Annotated in this window: 13 protein-coding genes; 7 read left to right on the forward strand and 6 right to left on the reverse strand. The window is 71.8% G+C overall.

Annotation, left to right across the window (positions count from 1 at the left end; translation table 11 throughout):
• Position 1: 1 nt before the first annotated feature.
• From BM314_RS13500 to BM314_RS13515, 4 genes are all read left to right on the forward strand, one after another.
• Positions 2 to 2,437 carry a glycosyl hydrolase 2 galactose-binding domain-containing protein gene (locus BM314_RS13500; protein WP_091978439.1) on the forward strand — a complete coding sequence of 812 codons (2,436 nt, stop codon included), beginning with the start codon at positions 2 to 4 and terminating at the stop codon, positions 2,435 to 2,437.
• On the forward strand, positions 2,427 to 4,211 hold the full coding sequence (locus tag BM314_RS13505) for an alpha/beta fold hydrolase (RefSeq protein WP_091978440.1): 1,785 nt from the start codon (positions 2,427 to 2,429) through the stop codon (positions 4,209 to 4,211). The genes BM314_RS13500 and BM314_RS13505 overlap by 11 nt, the downstream gene beginning before the upstream one ends.
• Positions 4,208 to 5,491: a hypothetical protein gene (locus BM314_RS13510; protein WP_091978441.1), complete on the forward strand. Its 1,284-nt coding sequence runs from the start codon at positions 4,208 to 4,210 to the stop codon at positions 5,489 to 5,491. Before BM314_RS13505 ends, BM314_RS13510 begins: the two co-directional genes overlap by 4 nt.
• A gap of 64 nt (positions 5,492 to 5,555) precedes the next feature.
• Positions 5,556 to 6,380 carry an alpha/beta hydrolase gene (locus tag BM314_RS13515; protein ID WP_091978442.1) on the forward strand — a complete coding sequence of 275 codons (825 nt, stop codon included), beginning with the start codon at positions 5,556 to 5,558 and terminating at the stop codon, positions 6,378 to 6,380.
• A 72-nt stretch (positions 6,381 to 6,452) separates the two neighbouring features.
• On the opposite strand, the gene cydB is transcribed toward BM314_RS13515, so the two are convergent.
• A complete protein-coding gene (cydB, locus tag BM314_RS13520; RefSeq protein ID WP_091978443.1) occupies positions 6,453 to 7,466 on the reverse strand; it encodes a cytochrome d ubiquinol oxidase subunit II in 1,014 nt (337 codons plus the stop codon).
• Between the two features lie 4 nt (positions 7,467 to 7,470).
• A complete protein-coding gene (locus BM314_RS13525; RefSeq protein WP_091978444.1) occupies positions 7,471 to 8,913 on the reverse strand; it encodes a cytochrome ubiquinol oxidase subunit I in 1,443 nt (480 codons plus the stop codon).
• A gap of 55 nt (positions 8,914 to 8,968) precedes the next feature.
• On the opposite strand from BM314_RS13525, the gene BM314_RS31275 reads away from it, so the two are divergent.
• Positions 8,969 to 9,097, forward strand: a complete 129-nt coding sequence (locus tag BM314_RS31275; protein ID WP_280142554.1) for a hypothetical protein — start codon at positions 8,969 to 8,971, stop codon at positions 9,095 to 9,097.
• Between the two features lie 48 nt (positions 9,098 to 9,145).
• Here the strand turns inward: BM314_RS31275 and BM314_RS13530 are convergent, their stop codons facing one another.
• Positions 9,146 to 10,096, reverse strand: a complete 951-nt coding sequence (locus tag BM314_RS13530) for a substrate-binding domain-containing protein (protein ID WP_091978445.1) — start codon at positions 10,094 to 10,096, stop codon at positions 9,146 to 9,148.
• 36 nt (positions 10,097 to 10,132) lie between these two features.
• A complete protein-coding gene (locus BM314_RS13535; protein ID WP_244539931.1) occupies positions 10,133 to 11,863 on the reverse strand; it encodes a methyl-accepting chemotaxis protein in 1,731 nt (576 codons plus the stop codon).
• An 891-nt stretch (positions 11,864 to 12,754) separates the two neighbouring features.
• Here BM314_RS13535 and BM314_RS30175 point away from each other — a divergent pair.
• Positions 12,755 to 12,940: a hypothetical protein gene (locus tag BM314_RS30175; RefSeq protein ID WP_132366249.1), complete on the forward strand. Its 186-nt coding sequence runs from the start codon at positions 12,755 to 12,757 to the stop codon at positions 12,938 to 12,940.
• Positions 12,941 to 13,155: 215 nt separating this feature from the next.
• Positions 13,156 to 13,875, forward strand: a complete 720-nt coding sequence (locus BM314_RS13540; RefSeq protein ID WP_091978446.1) for an HWE histidine kinase domain-containing protein — start codon at positions 13,156 to 13,158, stop codon at positions 13,873 to 13,875.
• A gap of 25 nt (positions 13,876 to 13,900) precedes the next feature.
• On the opposite strand, the gene BM314_RS13545 is transcribed toward BM314_RS13540, so the two are convergent.
• Together BM314_RS13545 and pucL are read right to left on the reverse strand one after the other, a co-directional pair.
• Entirely contained in the window at positions 13,901 to 15,385 is a 1,485-nt protein-coding gene (locus BM314_RS13545; RefSeq protein ID WP_091978447.1) for a methyl-accepting chemotaxis protein, read from the reverse strand.
• A gap of 412 nt (positions 15,386 to 15,797) precedes the next feature.
• A complete protein-coding gene (gene pucL / locus BM314_RS13550; RefSeq protein ID WP_091978448.1) occupies positions 15,798 to 16,640 on the reverse strand; it encodes a factor-independent urate hydroxylase in 843 nt (280 codons plus the stop codon).
• Positions 16,641 to 16,649: the final 9 nt, after the last annotated feature.

Below are 16,649 nucleotides of genomic sequence, written 5' to 3' on the forward strand. Positions count from 1 at the left end.
CGTGGCCCGCATCCGCAGCGTCGACGACCGCGCGCCGGAGGTCCGGTTCGGGCCCTGGCGGCTCGCCGCGACGCCGGCGGGCGCCTGCGCGGGTCCCGGCAATCTTGACGGGGTCACCGGCTGGATCGCCGCCGAGGTTCCGGGCACCGCCGCCGACGCCCTTCGAGCCGCCGGACGCTGGAGCGAGGCGGCGCCGGAGCCGATCCATGACCGCGACGTCTGGTATCGGACACGCATCTCCGGTTCCGGCCCGGCCCGGCTGCGCTTCGGGGGCCTCGCCACCCTCGCCGAGGTCTGGCTCGACGGCGTCCCGGTCCTGTGTGCCAGCGCGATGTTCGAGGAGCACGTCGTCGACGTGGACCTCGGCGGCGCTTCCGAGCTCGCGCTGTGCTTCCGCGCGCTCCGGGCGGAACTCGACCGCCCGGCCAAGCGCGGGCGCTGGCGGCCGCGGATGATCACGCCCGGGTCGCTGCGCCACGTGCGCACCAGCGTCCTCGGCTTCATGCCGGGCTGGTGTCCCGAGATCGACCTCGTCGGGCCCTACCGCCCGATAACCGTCGAGCAGGTCCGCCCCCGCGCGAGCGCCGCGGATGTGCGTACGACCCTCGACGGCGACGTCGGCCGGGTGGCCGTGCGCCTGCGGGTCGACGGTCCGGTCGGCACCGTCCTCCTCCGATGCGGCGGCGGCGAAGCCCCGCTCGCGGAGGTCGAGCCGGGCCTGTTCGCGGGCGCGCTGGCGCTGCCCGGCATCGCGCCCTGGTGGCCGCATACCCACGGCGCACCGAACCTCCACCCGGTCGAAATCCGCGTCGACGGGGCGCAAATCGACCTGGGCCGCGTCGGCTTCCGGACCCTGTCGCTCACGCGGTCGTTCGCGGAGGGGCTCGCGCTGGCCGTGAACGGCGTGCCGCTCTTCTGCCGGGGCGCCGTCTGGACGCCGCCGGACCTCGTCGGGCTGGGCTCGGACGGCACCCGCGCCTTGCTCGAGCTGGCGCGCGAGGCCGGCATGAACATGCTGCGCGTGCCCGGGACGACGCTCTATCCGGCCCCGGACTTCTACGATCTCTGCGACGAGTTCGGCATCCTGGTCTGGCAGGACCTGATGCTCGCCAACTTCGACTACCCGCACGCCGAACCGGCCTTCGCGGCCGCGCTCGACCGCGAGTTGACCGGATTCCTCGACCGCACGCAGACCGCGCCGTCGCTCTGCGTGGTCTGCGGCGGCAGCGAGGTCTGGCAGCAGGCGGCGATGCTCGGGGCGCCGCGCGCCGTCTGGGCCGACGCCTACTGCGCGGAGACGCTGGCGGAGCGGGTGGCAGCGTGGCGGCCCGATCTCGTCGTCGTGCCGAACTCGCCCTCCGGCGGCGACCTGCCGTTCTCGCCGCGCGGGGGTTGCACGCACTATTTCGGCGTCGGCGCCTATCGACGGCCCCTGGAAGATGCCCGCCGGGCCGAGGTCGGCTTCGCCAGCGAGTGCCTCGCCTTCGCCAACCCGCCCGAACCCGGCACGCCGGGCCCGACCGGACCGGCCGACCCGCTCTGGCAGGCCGGCATCCCGCAGGACCGCGGCGCCGACTGGGACTTCGAGACGGTGCGCGACCACTACGTCGGCGCGCTCTACGGCGTCGATCCGGCGACCCTGCGCGCCGAGGCCCCGGACCGCTACCTCGAGCTCGGCCGCGCCGCGGTGGCCGAGGTCATGGAGGCGACTTTCTCCGAGTGGCGCCGGCCGTGCTCGCCGACGGCCGGCGGCCTCGTCCTGATGATGCGCGACCTCGCGCCCGGAGCCGGCTGGGGCGTGATCGACTGGACGCAGCGCCCGAAATCGGCCTGGTACGCGCTGAGGCGCGCCTTCCGCCCGGTCCAAGTCCTCCTCACCGATGAGGGCCTCGACGGCCTCCATGTCCACCTCCTCAACGAGACGGCGACGGCCCGGGCGCTGACGCTGTCCCTGATCTTCTGCGATGTGGCGGGCCGCGTCGCGGCGCGCGCCGAGCGCGCTCTCGTGGCCGGCCCGCGGGCGGCGCTCACGTTCACCTCCGCGACCCTTCTCGGGCGCTTCTTCGACGCCACCGACAGCTACCGATTCGGGCCCCGGATCCACGATCTCGCGCACGCGCGGCTGACCGACGCCGACGGGCGCGTGATCGCCGAGAGCTTCCACGTCCTGAGCGCGGGGCCGCTCGACCGGTCGGCCGTCGGCCTCCGGGCCGAAGCTGTCGCGACCGAGGCGGGGCCGGGTCTGCGGATCAGCACCGAGCGCTTCGCCCGCGGCGTCCAGGTGCTGGCCCCGGGGGCACGGCCGACCGACAGCGGCTTCCACCTCGCCCCGGGGTCGAGCCGGATCATCACCTTCGCGGAGGCCGGCCGGCTCCCGCGCGGGCGCGTGCGGGCCATCAACAGCGACGAGATCGTGGAATTCGGTCATGACGGGTGAAGTCGGGTCCGAGGCCGCGGTGTCGGTGCCGGTGACCTTCGACGGGCTGTTCGGGTGGCTTCATCCGGCGGCCGGGACGCGGGGCGTCGTCCTCTGCGGGGCCTACGGCTTCGAGCAGATGGCCGCGCATCGACCCTGGCGCTCCCTGGCCGAGGGCCTCGCCGCGGCGGGCTGCCCGACGCTGCGCTTCGACTATCCGGGCGAGGGCGACTCGGCCGATCTGGACGAGGCGCGGGTCGCTGGCTGCGTCGCTGCGGTGCGTGGGGCCATCGCGTACCTGCGCGCGACGACCGGCGTCGCGGAGATCGTCGTCGTCGGCCTGCGGCTCGGCGCGACCTTCGCGGCTCTGGCCGGCGAGGCGGAGCCCGTCGACCGCCTCGTCCTGCTGGCGCCGGTCACGACCGGGCGCGCGTATCTGCGCGAGATGCGGCTGCGGGCGCAGACGATCGGCCGCCTGCCGGACGGGTCCGCCCCGGCGCAGGACCCGGACAGCCTCACCGTGGGCGGCTTCCGGATGGAGGCGGCGTTCCTCACCGATCTCGCCGACCTGAACCTCGCGCGGCTCGCGCGGGCGCCGGCCCGCCACGCGCTGCTCCTCGCACCCGAGACCAAGGCGCTGGCCGCGCACCTCGGCGCTCTCGGCTGCGACGTGGCGACGGGAGCGTTCCCGGGTCTCGCGGCGCTCGTCGCCGATCCGATCTTCTCGGATGTCCCGACCGCGGATTTCGTCCGCGTCATCGGCTTCGCGACCGACGGGATGGCGGCCGCCGGGCCGCGAACCGGCGGCATCGCCATCGACGGGCGCCGGAACGGGCTGACCGGACCGGGCTGGGCGGAGGCGCCGGTCCGCTTCGGGCGCGGCCTGATCGGCATCCGCTGCCGGCCGGACCGGGCGGAAAGCGCGGCGCCGACGATCCTGTTCGTCTCGACGGGCATGAGCGTGCGTTCCGGCTGGGGGCGCCAGACCACGGATCTCGCCCGGCGCCTCGCCGCGGAGGGGATCGCGTCGGTCCGGTTCGACCTGCGCGGCATCGGTGACAGTGACGAGCGGCCGGACGGCCGCAAGCCCCTCTTCGCCGCGGACGGCTTCGCCGACGTCACGGCGGCGGTCGACCTGATCGCCGGCGCGGGCGGCCCGATCCTGCTGGTGGGCGGGTGCAGCGGCGCCTACGCGGCCTTCCACGCGCTCTGCCGGGACCGCCGGATCGACGGCGCGCTCCTGCTCAACCTCTACTGCTTCGACTGGGACCCGGATCAGGACCTCGACCAGGTCATCCGGCAGACCTTCGGAAGCGCGTCCACCTACGCGGCCCTGCTGAAGCGGGGCGCGACCTGGCGCCGGCTGATCCGCGGCGACATCCGGATCGCCGCCATCGCCTCGGTCCTCGCCCGGCGCGGCATCGAGGCCGGGATCCGCCGCCTGCGCCGGGGTCTCCGCCCCGGTCCGCTCGGGGGCTCGCCCGCCCGGCGGGTCGCGGCCCTCCGTCGGCGGGGTGCGGAGATCCGCCTGCTCTACAGCGCGGGCGATCCGGGCCTCGCGGCCGTCCGCCGCCATCTGGGACGCTCGCCCGGACCGGCCGACCGCCGTGTCGGAGCGCCCGTGACGGTGGTACCGGGCGTGGACCACAATTTCGGTTCCCGCGAGGCCCAGGCCCGGGTCGCGGAGGCGCTGCAGGACCTTCTGCGCGCCGTCCGCCGCGCCCACGCGACGCGCACCGTCGCGGCGAAGGCCGCCGCGCCGGGAAGCGGTCTCACCCTGGCGGGCCGGACGTGACCCGTCTCACGCGCCGGTTGGCCCTCGCACTGGCAGCGGGCGCGCTAGCGGCCGGGCGGGCCGCCGCGGCCGAGCCGCTGCACCGCTGCGAGGCGCTGATCGACTCGATCGGCGTCAACGTGCATCTCGGCCATCGCGGCACCCCCTACGTCGACCGCTTCGCCGCCTGCGCCCAGGCGCTCGACGAACTCGGGATCCGGCACCTGCGCGACGACATCGTGCTCGTCGGCGACGAGCCGGCCGGGCAGTTCGAGCGCATCGCCGATCTGGCCGACCGGGGCTACCGTTTCAGCCTGATCTTCTACGACGGGCTCACGCCGGGGCCGCGGGTGCCGCCAGAGCGCTTCGCCGAGATCGCCGGCTGGGCCGGCGACGGGCTCATCGTGGCGGAGGGCGGCAACGAGCCGCCGGTCGCGGCGCGGCCGGGCCTCGCGCGGCTCTCGGCCGATCATCAGGCGGCCCTGTTCCGCGCGGTGCGGGCGGCCACGCGGGCCGAGGCCGTCCGCGTGGCCGGCCCGAGCTACATCCAGGGTAACGTCGCGGCGGCGCAGAACCTCGCGGCGGTCGTCGACCTCGCCAACATCCACGCCTATCCCGGGGCCGAGCACCCGGAAACCGACGGCGGCGGCAGCCTCGCGCGCTTCGTCGCGGCCGCGCGCCCGGTCTTCGGCGACGCGCCCGTGATCGCGACCGAGAACGGCTACCACACGGCGCTCGCCACCGGCAGCGCCCACCTGCCGATCTCGCCGGCACTGCGCGCCCGCTACCTCCCGCGGATGCTGCTCTGGAGCTACCTCCAGGGCGTGCGGCGGACCTACCTGTACGAGCTGATCTCCAGCTTCGACCGCGGCGACGCCGATCCCGAGAGCCGCTTCGGCCTTCTCGCCCACGACGGTCGCCCCACACCCGCCTTCGCGGCGGTGCGCAACCTCGTCCGGCTGTTCGGCGCCCCCGCCGGGGAGATCGCCGCCGTTCCGGCCGATCGCGACGTCACGCTCGGCAGCCCCGTTCCCGATCTCATCACCGCGCGGTTCGCGCGGCGAGACGGGGCGACGCTCGTCCCGATCTGGCTCGGCCTCGACGGCTGGGACCGGCGTAGCCGGGCACCCCGGCCGGACTTGCCGGCGCGGACCGCCGAGCTCCGGCTGTCACGGCAGCCCCGGCGGGTGCGCCTCCATCGCTTCGACGACGACGGCGCCGTGAGCGTGGTGGAGCTTCCCGCGGACAGGCGGGTGCCGGTCCCGGTCACGGACCGCCTCGGCGTCGTCGAGCTCACCTAGGGTCGCCGCCGACGGAGGCGTTCCGTGACGCGCCCGATCTCCGACCCTCGCGGAGGCCTGATCCATGCTGAGCTACCTGGGTGACACGATCGTCGGCCTGACCCTCGCGGTCCTGAACGCGCTGGCGCCGGTCGAAGTCCACGTGGACAAGGGCGTCCCCTATGCCGACGGGAGCGCGCACCGCGCCGACATCTACCGGCCAGCCGCCGGGAAGCCGCGTCCGGTCGCCGTGTTCCTGTACGGCGGCGGGTGGCGGAGCGGATCGAAGGACGAGGTTGCCTACGTGGGCGCGGCCTTCGCGCGGCGGGGCGTCGTCGCGGTCATCCCCGAGTACCGCCACGTGCCGGCGGCGAGCCTCCAGGACATCCTCGCGGACAACGCCGCCGCCGTCGCCTGGACCCTCGCGCACGCGGCCGAGTACGGCGGCGATCCCGCCCGCGTCACCGTCGTGGGGCATTCCTCGGGGGCCTGGGCCGCCGCGATGCTGGGCCTCGACGCGACTTGGCTCCAGCGGGCCGGCTCCAGTCCCGCCAAGCTCGCCGGGATCGTCGGGCTGGCCGGACCCTACGCGACTTCGGCGCTGACCGATCCGCTGGATCGCCAGGTGTTCGCGGGCAGCGATCCGGCCCTGCAGCCGATCAACCACGCCGCGGATCCCCATCCGGCGATGCTGCTGGCCACCGGCGCGGCGGATCTCGACGTAAACCCCGCCGGAACCCTGTCGCTCGACCGGGCGCTGCGCGGCTTCGACGGCAGGGAGACGATGAAGATCTACCCGGGTCTCGGGCACGGGCAGATCGTCCACGCGATGAGCTTCCCGTTCAGTCTCCGGTACTCGGTCGCGGACGACGTCGCACGTTTTGTCAAGGGCGCCCGTGCCGGCCCGTGAGGCCGAGCGCGCGAGGGCAGGGACCGGCGCGGCGCGCCGATCCCTGCGTCCCCATTCGACGGGCCGCGGGTCTCAGTGATAGCCCGGCGCGCCCGCCGCGACCTTGCCGCGGAACAGCCAGTAGACGTAGCCGGTGTAAGCCAGGATCATCGGGACCAGGATCACCGCGCCGGCCAGAAGGAACGCCTGGCTGCTCGGGTGGGTCGCCGCGTCCCAGATCGTGACCACCGGCGGGACGATCATCGGCCACAGGCTGATGCCGAGCCCGACATACGACATGAGGAACAGGCCCAGGGCGCAGAGGAACGGCGTCACTTCGGCCCGCCGATCGAGCGCGACGAAGAAGCGCCACGCCAGCAGCGCGACGAGCGCCGGCACCGGCGCGGCCAGGGCGAGATTCGGCCAGGACAGCCACCGCGCGCGGAACGCGTCGCTCAGGATCGGCATCGCCGCCGAGACGACCACGATGGCCGCCAGCGTGACGAGGCCGAGCCGGCGCGCGAGCCGGTAGGCCCGGAGTTGGAGCTCGCCCTCAGTCTTCCAGATCAGCCAGCAGGCGCCGAGCAGACCGTAGCCGGCGACCAGGGCGGCCCCGGTCAGCACCGAGAACGGCGTCAGCCAGTCCCACCAGCCGCCCGCGTAGGCGCGACCCTCGACACGGATGCCCTGGACCAGGGCCCCGAGGCAGATGCCCTGGCAGAAAGTCGCCACGTAGCTGCCCCACGAGAAGGACCGGTCCCAGGTCCGCTGGCTCGCGGGCGAGGCCGCGCGGAACCGCATCTCGAAGGCGACGCCGCGGAAGACCAGCGCGAGGAGCATCAGGATCAGCGGCATGTAGAGCGCCGGCAGGATCGTGGCGTAGGCCAGCGGGAACACCGCGAACAGCCCGCCGCCGCCGAGGATGAGCCAGGTCTCGTTTCCGTCCCAGACCGGCGCCACGGTGTTGACCATGACGTCCCGGTCCGCCTTGCCGCGCACCGCCGGGAACAGGATGCCGACCCCGAGGTCGAAGCCGTCCATCACCACGTAGAGGAAGACCGCCGTGGCGATGAGGAGCGCCCAGATGAGCGTGAGATCGAGGGGCATCGGGCTACTCCGCGGGCTGCGCGAGGGGGCGGCCGGCAGTCGGAGCGCCGGCGACGAGGGCGGGGGCGGGCGTGATGCCGGCGGTGCGGATCGGCTGTCCGGGCGGCGGGCCGGGCTCGTGGGCGTGCGGCGCCTGATTGAACAGGTGCAGGAGGTACCAGATGCCCGCGCCGAACACCGCGAGGTAGACCGCCGCGAAGGCCGCCAGCGAGGCGGCGACGGCCGGGGCCGCCACCGGTGACACGCTGTCGACGGTGCGCAGCGCGCCGTAGACGGTGAAGGGCTGACGCCCCGCCTCGGTCACCGTCCAGCCGGCCGTGACGGCGATCAGGCCGGACGGCCCCATGCCGACCGCGAAGCGGTGCAGCCAGGGCGTGTCGTAGAGCCGCCCGCGGTGGCGCAGCCAGAGCGCGGCGAGACCGAGGGCGATCATCAGCAGGCCGAGGCCGACCATGATCCGGAACGACCAGAACACCAGGGGGAGGTTGGTCGGCCAGAGGTCGCGCGGCATGTCGTTGAGCCCGCGGACCTCACCGTCGAGATCGTGGGTCAGGTAGAGGCTGGCGAGGCCGGGAATCTCGATCCGGCCCCGCACCGCGCCCGCCTCCGCGTCCGGCCACCCGAACAGGATCGCGGGGGCCCGGCGCTCCGTCCGGAAATGACCCTCCATGGCGGCGACCTTGGCGGGCTGGTGCGCGTAGGAATTGCCGCCGTGCAGGTCGCCGATCACCAGCTGGGCCGGAGCCACAGCGGCGGCCATCCACATGGCCATCGAGAACATCAGCCGGGCCCGGGGATTGGCCCGGTCCCGCAGCAGGTGCCACGCGCCCACGGCGCCGACGATCATCGCGGTGGTGAGGTAGGCGCCGGTGACCGTGTGGGCGAAGCGGTAGGGGAAGGACGGGTTGAAGACGATCGCCCACCAGTCGGCCGGGTTGAAGCGGCCGTCCGGCGCGACGACGTGGCCGGTGGGTGTCTGCATCCAGGAATTGGCCGAGAGGATCCAGAACGCGGAGGTCAGGGTGCCGACGGCGACGAGGCAGGTCGCCAGGAAGTGGAGCCCCTTGCCGACCCGCTCGAGGCCGAACAGCATGACGCCGAGGAAGCCCGCCTCCAGGAAGAAGGCCGTGAGCACCTCGTAGCCGAGAAGCGGCCCGAGCACCGGCGCCGTCCGGTCGGCGAAGACCGACCAGTTCGTGCCGAACTGGTAGCTCATGACCAGGCCGGACACGACGCCCATCGCGAAGGCGACCGCGAAGATGCGGAGCCAGTAGCGGTAGGTGTCCAGATAGACGGCCTTCCCGGTGCGCAGCCAGAAGCCTTCGAGCACGGCGAGGTAGCTCGCGAGCCCGATGGTGAAGGCCGGGAACAGGAAGTGCCAGACGACGGTGAGCGCGAATTGGGCTCGCGCGAGATTGACTGCACTCGGCAGTTCGAGGGCGGACATCGCGGTCTCCAGGGGACGAACGCGGCAGCTCTGCCGTGGCCCGGATCGCGACGCGTTGATTCAGCTCAAGGCCGGTGCCGTGAATCTGAGGGCGTCGGCGCGATTGCGCTGCATCAAGGCCATCGCCCGCGCCACCCGCGACATCCTGCAGGCGAGCACCCTCTGCTGCCTCATGGCGCACTGACGGGCCGAACCGGCGCCGGGACGACTGGCGTTTGCCCGCCGGCGCGGTCTAGCGCGAGAAGTGCGTGGTCGACATGCGGTCCGTGATCAGTTCGGACGGGACCCAGTCGCTGGGCGGAACCGGCTCGCGTCGGATCAGCGCCAGGGCGTCGTCGACCGCGCGCCGGCCCTGGACGCCCGCGTCCTGGAAGATCGTCACGGCGAGGCGCAAGTCCTGCATTGCCTGCATGCCCTCGGCGGTGGCATCCACCCCGCCGATGCGGATCCGGCCCGCCGGAATCCTGGCAGCTTCGACCGCCTCGGCGGCGCCGAGCGCCATCTCGTCGCTGGTCGCGGCGATCGCGTCGATGCCGATGCCTCGGGCGAGCCACCCGGCGACGGTGGCCCGCGCCGTCGTGCGGCTCGCATCCGTCGCGGCCTCCGCGACCAGGCGGAGGCGCGGGCTCTCTGCCAGCACCTCCCTGGCACCCCTGCTGCGGAGCGCCGAGACGGGATCGGTGGCGCTGCCCGCGAGGATCGCGACGCGTCCGGCCCCACCCGACATCTGGGCGAGCTTGCGCATCTGCAGCCGCCCGGCGACGAGATCGCTCGGCACGACCTGGGTGACGCGTCCGGCAAACCAGTCGGTCCGTGCGCCGTGGCCGATGAGGACGAGTGGTACGTCGGCTTCCAGGGCCAGCCGGGTGATCTCCTCGCGCGCCGCGGAGTCGACCGGCACCACCACGAGGGCGTCGGCTCTCTCGGCGATCAGCCGCCGCGCCTGCGCGATCTGCTCGTCGCCCGCACCGTCGGGCGCGTAGACGAAGCGAGTCGCGACGCCTCGCGCGCGTGCCTGCTCGTCGAGGCCGTCGTGCAGGGGCCGGGCGACGCCCGCCGGTGTCAGGAACGCGATGGTGGTGGCCGAGGCCGGCAGCGCGCAAGCCGCGACAGCGAGGACGAGGGATCCCCTCCGGAGCGACCCGCCGATCGAGCGGCCGCGTGCCCACTCAATCCAGTTCATGCGGCCTGTTCCGTCCCGCTCTCAGCGGGCCCCGCCTCATGCCGCACGGAGGCTCTCCAGGAGGCCAGCGAGCGCCTCGCCGAGACGGGCGGCGTCCTGGGTCAGGCTGTCGGCCGCGGTCAACACGGCCGTCGTCGGCTCGGCCGCCTCGGGAATCTCGGTGACGCCCGCGCCCTCCGCGTCGAACTCCTCGGTGCCGTCGGTCACCTCCGCGATGGCCGTCACGATCTCCCGCGCGGTCGCACCCTGCCGCTCCACGGACTCGACGATAACGTTCGCCGCGCGGCTCATGTCCTCGACCCGCGCCGTGATGCCCGCGATCGCCGACACCGCCGCGTCGGTCGAGCCTCGGATCTCGGAGACGTGCTGGCCGATGATCTCGGTGGCCTCCCTGGTCTGCGCGGCCAGGGCCTTCACTTCGGAGGCGACCACCGCGAAGCCGCGGCCCGCGTCGCTGGCCCGGGCGGCCTCGATCGTGGCGTTGAGGGCCAGCAGGTTCGTCTGTGCTGCGATCTTGGCGATGAGGCGGACCGCGTCGCCGATCCGGTCGACGGCGCTGCTCAGCGCCTGAACGCGGGCGGTCGTCCGGGCCGCGTCCGCCGCGGCGCTTCCGGCCAGGGCCGCGGTGGCCTCGGCCTGCGCCCCGACCTCTTCGACCGCCGCGCCGAACGTGTCAGCAGAGACGGTGATCTGCCGGACCTTCGATCGCGTCTGCGCGAGCGCAGCGCCCAACTTGGTCGATCGAACCGCCCCATCGCGGATCGCTTGGCCCACGTCGTCGGCGGTGACGCGCAGTGCCGCGGCGGTCGAAGACACAGCCTCGACCATGTCGCCGATCGTGGTCTCGACCCGCTCGGTCGCGTGCTCGATCACGGCGCGGCGCTGCTCGCTCTGAGCGCGCGACCGATCGGCCTCCGCGTCCCGCAACACGGCCTGCCGCAGCGTTTCCTGAACAGCTCTCGTCGCGGCCGCCATGACGCCGAGTTCGGTGCAGCCCGCTGTCGCCGGGACTGCGACGGTGAGATCGTGGTCGGCCAGTCGCTGCATGGCGCAGGCGAGCGCTGTCATCGGCTGCGCGACGCCGCGCAGGATGGCCTGCACCAGGACCAGGGCAGCCAGCGCAGCGGCGGACAAGCCGGCCACGAGGCTCGGGCGCAAGGTCGAGCCGGCGGCGTCGACAGCTCCGAGTTGCTCGGCGACCGCGGCGTCGCGGTCGGTCAGCAGCGCGTCGATATCCCGTGCGACGGCTGCCGCCTCGGCCGGAAGAGCCGACGTCCGCACCCTATCGGCGAGATCGCGTTCCCCAGCCCTGTCGAGGGCGGCCGCTTCCGCCTCCACGGCGAGGAAATGCTGCCACGCGTCCCACAGACCTAGAGCGCGCTCCCGCTCGTCCGCCGTCCTGATCGTCGACACATAGGTGGTCCAGGCCTTGAGGAATGCCTCGTGCGGCTCAATTGTCCGGTCGATGTCCTCCCGAGGGTCGGCCTCGGTCGATACGGCGCGCGCAGGACATTCCAACGCACCGAGCTCCTGTGTCCGCTGCTTCATGGTGCCGAGAGCCCGGACAGCCCCGATCTCCTGAGCCAGAGTGCGGCTGGCAGCGTCGATCGCGCCGACCTGCAATAGCAGGACGTAGACAATTCCAAATGTGAGCGAGGTCATCGACCCTGCGAAGACGATCACGATCGTTCTGAAACGCAGGGTGCAGCGATGGGTTGTTCGGATAATGAATGGCACCACAATCCTGACCCTAGGAAGGATCACCATGGCGCGTCTATGTTACGGACCGAGAAAAATCAATTGCCTTCAATGGACCGACAAATGCATCAAAGTTTTTGAGACTTTGCTTCGACCCTCGGTTAAGCTGGATCATATGCTTATACCGGCAGACTTATAATTTACACAATCAAGCTATATAAGGCAAATATCGGAATGGCGAGCGAGATGGCGATGCATTATTGTACGGGAAGCTGCTAGGCGTCCGATTCTGTCGCTGCCGGAGAGTCGCGCGGCCGCGCTCGTCAGTGAGCTTCAGGACCGGCTCGATACAGGCCGACGCGCGGGCCATGGCTCGCCTCCGGGCGGGCTGCTCGGGGGGCATATCGCAGCCGAGACGATCGCCGGGCGACGCGGCGACGAAGCCTCGGTCAGAGCGGCTTGGCCTGTTGTGCCCGCATCCACAGCAGGCCGGCGATGCCCATCCAGGGACAGACGAAGACGATGAAGGCGACCAGCCCCATGACGACCTCCCGACAGCGTGCGGCGGACCTCAGGAAACGCTCGTGGTTTTTGCCGGATCCCTCTGATCGGACATGGCCCGGGCTTGGCGCGCCATGGCGATCAGCTCGGAGGCCGTGAGACCGCGCGGCGGCGGCGGTTCAGGCAGGTCGGCCAGTCCCGGCGAACGCGGTGCCGGCGGAAGGGCAGCCGCGCGCCCGGGCCAGAGCCGCTTCAGCCGTCCTGCCTTCCGCAAGCTTTGTCCCGCCACGCATCCGTCTCCCGCACATCGAAGTCCGGCCACGGGTAGGCGACCGGGGCAGGGATGGTTAGCCGAACCGAAACAAGGGTCGGACTCCGGCCCGGCGTGGGGCGTATGCGAGGCCCCCTGGGCGGGCGCGTCCGCCGCCCTACCGTTGGCGTTTTCCGGATCGCCGGCGGATGGTGCAGGTCGAACCGGGCCCGACGACGCTCGGATCCTGCCGAAACCGCCATCCGGCATTCGGCCGGCTCGGGATGATCGCGAACGTCGACGCGGCCGGATTGTCGCTCGGGGTGATCAAGGCCGAAGCTTTGCGTGCGGCTCGGAGGTGCTTCGTCGAAGATCGGCCTCTGGTCAGAACGTAGCCTGAAACCTGGACGAATGATCGCCGGTATTGGCTGACAGCATCTCGGAGCTCGATGATCGCTCCGCGGTGGGGCGTGTTCAGGTCAGACGGGCACGAGCCGGCACTTCCCGCCCGGTACAGCGAAAATCTCCGGTCTGTGATGCTGGCGCAGGTCCGCGATACGTTATGTGAGCTGAACGGAACCTCCCGGCTTTCGGCGCTGAGAGAGCGAACATGGCAGAGCCTCAAGCAATGGCCGCGCGCGTCGCGCACCTCGAAGCGGACAACGCCCGTCTTCGCCGCCTCCTGGACGAGTCCGGGACACCGGACGGTCTGCGTCACGGCTTGCGCGACACGCTGGCGATGCTGCGGGCGGTCCTGCGTCTCTCGGCCGAGACCGCCGAGACCGTCGACGGCTACGCGACGCATCTCGAAGGTCGGCTGGACGCCATCGCGCGCGTGCGGGTCGCGGCAGACACGTTCGGCGAGGTGAGCCTGCACACGCTCATCTCCGACGAGCTGATGATCCACCTGATCCGCGAAGGCGAGCAGGCGACGCTGGCGGGGCCGACCGTGCGCCTCCGGCCGAAGGCCGCGCAACTCATGGCACTCGCGGTCCACGAACTCTGCAGCAACGCGATCGAGCACGGTGCCTTCGGTCTCTCGAAGGGCGGTGTCGACGTCACCTGGGTCGTCGCCGGCACCGGCGCGAGCCCGCCCGGCGACCTGACGCTCGTCTGGAAGGAATCGGGAGGGTCAGGCGTCGCGCAGCCGAGCCGGCGCGGCTTCGGCATGCAGGTGCTCACCGAGATGCTGAGCTACGAGCTGCGGGCAACCGTCGCGCTCGCCTTCGAGCCCGACGGCCTGCGCTGCACGGTCACCTGCCCGCTGATCCCCCGGATCGGGCGCTTGGTCGAGGACGAGCGCGCGGACGAAGGCGGCGATCCGGGCTGACCCGGCGGCGACCGCCCGGATCGCCTCAGCCGAAAGCCCGCGCGGTCTCCCGGACCTGCCGCGTCGCGCGGTCGGCACGGCCGCTCGCCCGCGCGATCGTGGTCATCCCGCCGGAGATCGCGGAGACGTCCTGTGCGGCGGTCCGCATGGTGCTCGACATCTCGCGCATCACCGCGGATTGCTCCTCGACGGCCGCCGCGATGGTCGACGAGGCCGCGTCCAGGGTCCGGATCGTGCTTTGGATCGTGTCGATGGCGTCGACGGCCTCCCGGGTCGCCGCCTGCGTCGAGGCGATCTGCTGGCGGATCTGTTCCGTCGCGCGCCCCGTCTGCGCGGCCAGGGTCTTCACCTCCGACGCCACCACCGCGAAGCCGCGACCGGCCTCGCCGGCACGGGCCGCCTCGATGGTGGCGTTGAGCGCGAGCAGGTTGGTCTGCGCGGCGATGCCGGAGATGAGGCTCAGCACCGCGCCGATCTGCGCGGCCTGGTCGCTGAGGCCGGTCACGATCTGGCCGGTGCGCTGCGCCTGCTCCACGGCCTGCCCGGCCATCTCGGCGGCGTGGCTCACCTGCTGGCTGATCTCATCCACCGAAGCCGACAGCTGCTCCGCGCCGGTGGCCACCGAGCGGATGTCGCCGGACACGCGGTCCACCCGCGTGACCGCCGCGTCGGCCTGGCGCGTCACATCCGCCACGGCGTCGCCGATGGCGTCCAGCTCGGCGCCGATGGCGCTCTGCGCGGCGGCGCGCTGCTGCCGCTCGTGGACCTGGGCGGTGATGTCGGTGGCGAACTTGACGACCCGGACGGGCCGTCCATCCGCGTCCGTGATCGGATTGTAGGTCGCCTGGATCCAGACTTCCCGCCCGCCCTTGCCGCTGCGGCTGAACACGCCGGACTGATACTCCCCGCGCGCCAGGGCGGCCCAGAACAGCCGGTAAGCCTCGCTGGCGCGCTCCGCCTCGCCGACGAACAGGCTGTGATGCCGCCCCACGATCTCGTCGAGCCGATAGCCCACCGCGTCGAGGAAGTTCGCGTTGGCGGTGAGGATCGTGCCGTCGAGCGCGAAGGCGATCACCGCCTGCGAGCGGTGCAGCGCGCTGATCTGCCCTTCCAGATCGAGGGCGCGGAGCTTCTGGGCGGTGATGTCGGTGGCGAACTTGACGATCTTGACCGGTCCGCCGCGCGCGTCGAGCACCGGGTTGTAGGAGGCCTGGATCCAGACCTCCCGCCCGCCCTTGGCGAGCCGCTTGTACTCGGCGCTGGCGAAGGTGCCGCGCCGCAGCTTGTCCCAGAATTCCCGATAGGCCTCGCTCTCCCGCTCGGCCGGCGGGACGAACAGGCTGTGATGCCGGCCGCGGATCTCCTCGAGCACGTAGCCCATGGCTTCCAGGAAGTTCGGATTGGCGTCGAGGATCGTGCCGTCCAGCGCGAACTCGATGGTGGCGAGGGACCGGCTCAACGCCGCGAGTTTGGCCGCGTGATCCCTCCCAGCCAGAACGCCCTCGAACATCGATGTCTCCGCATCCTGAGATGAGGGTGCGGCCGAAGCGCGCACCGAGCCGGTCGGATCAAGAATTTCTTGATCGAGATAAATTTTTATTGCGCCGGGCGACACCATAAACCTGTCGATGCCCGATCTAGCGCGGGCTTCGATAATGGGATGCCGTTGCGCGGCGGTTAAAATGGTTTGCTTTGCTCAAGATATTCGCGGTGAGCCACTAAATGCACAGTCCCACTTAATGAAAAGCCATGGGACAGCATAGATCAAGGGCGAGACTATCTTGCGTTGTGCGTCGCCCGCGTTCGCCCGCCGCTTGTCAGCCTGCGGTTGTAGGATTGCACCGCTGATCCACAGCCCACCGATCGACGCGGCGCGCGATGATGCGTGGGGAATCGGGGAAGGGCGTCGCGGCGCGGACTGATCAACCTGTCCGGCCGATGGTCGCCTCGATCCGGCCGTAGGGCTCGTCGGTCGGCAGGAAGACAATTCCCGGGTTGTCGAGGCCGAACGGTGTCAGGTCGATCGGCAGGTAGTGCTTGTTGGGCATGACGAAGCCGATCTCGGCCAGTTCCGGGACGGCGGCCAGGGCGGCCTCGCCCATCCGGTACATGCTGTCCTGGATCCCGCGGCTGTAGGTGGTGCCGAAGACGGTCAACAGCGTCGCGAGAATGCGGGCGTTTGTTCCGGCGTGATCGTGCGGCGCCGAGGCCCAGGTCCAGGTCGCGTCCATGCTGGTCGCGGCGATGCGGTCGGTCGTGTCGGGCAGGGTTCGGTACTGGTCGGCCACGAACCCCGTCCAGCCCGATTGCGTGGTCTTCATGAAGGTGTAGCCGCGCAATCCGGAGCGCAGTGTAGACCGGGTCCGGTCGGCGGTGAGCCCCACGTAGCCGGCGCCGTTCCCGTCGCGCGTGAAGGTGTGGCCGTGCGGCGCGTCGGCGATCGCGTGGCGGAGCCAGTGAACTTCCTCCGCGTCGATCGTGACGGTCTCGACCTGCGGGTAGGTCTCGAGCAGCACCCGCGCGACCGCGGCGACGAATCCCTCGGCGTCGAGCCCCAGATGCCGCGCCGCCGTCACGTTGACGATGTTCCGGATGCTGTCGGTGGCGATGGAGGCGCGGTTGTCACCCTCTGTCCAGGCCGCCTCGAAGCGCCCGGTCAGCATCACCGACAGCGTCAGCTCGCGCGGCGTGTGGTGGTCGCCGTCGCGGGCGAGGCGCAGCACGCGAACCCGTTCCTTGCCGTACCGCGATGCCGTCAGGGCCATGGGGATCTC

It is taken from the genome of Methylobacterium sp. 13MFTsu3.1M2, from assembly GCF_900112625.1.
Lineage (GTDB): Bacteria > Pseudomonadota > Alphaproteobacteria > Rhizobiales > Beijerinckiaceae > Methylobacterium.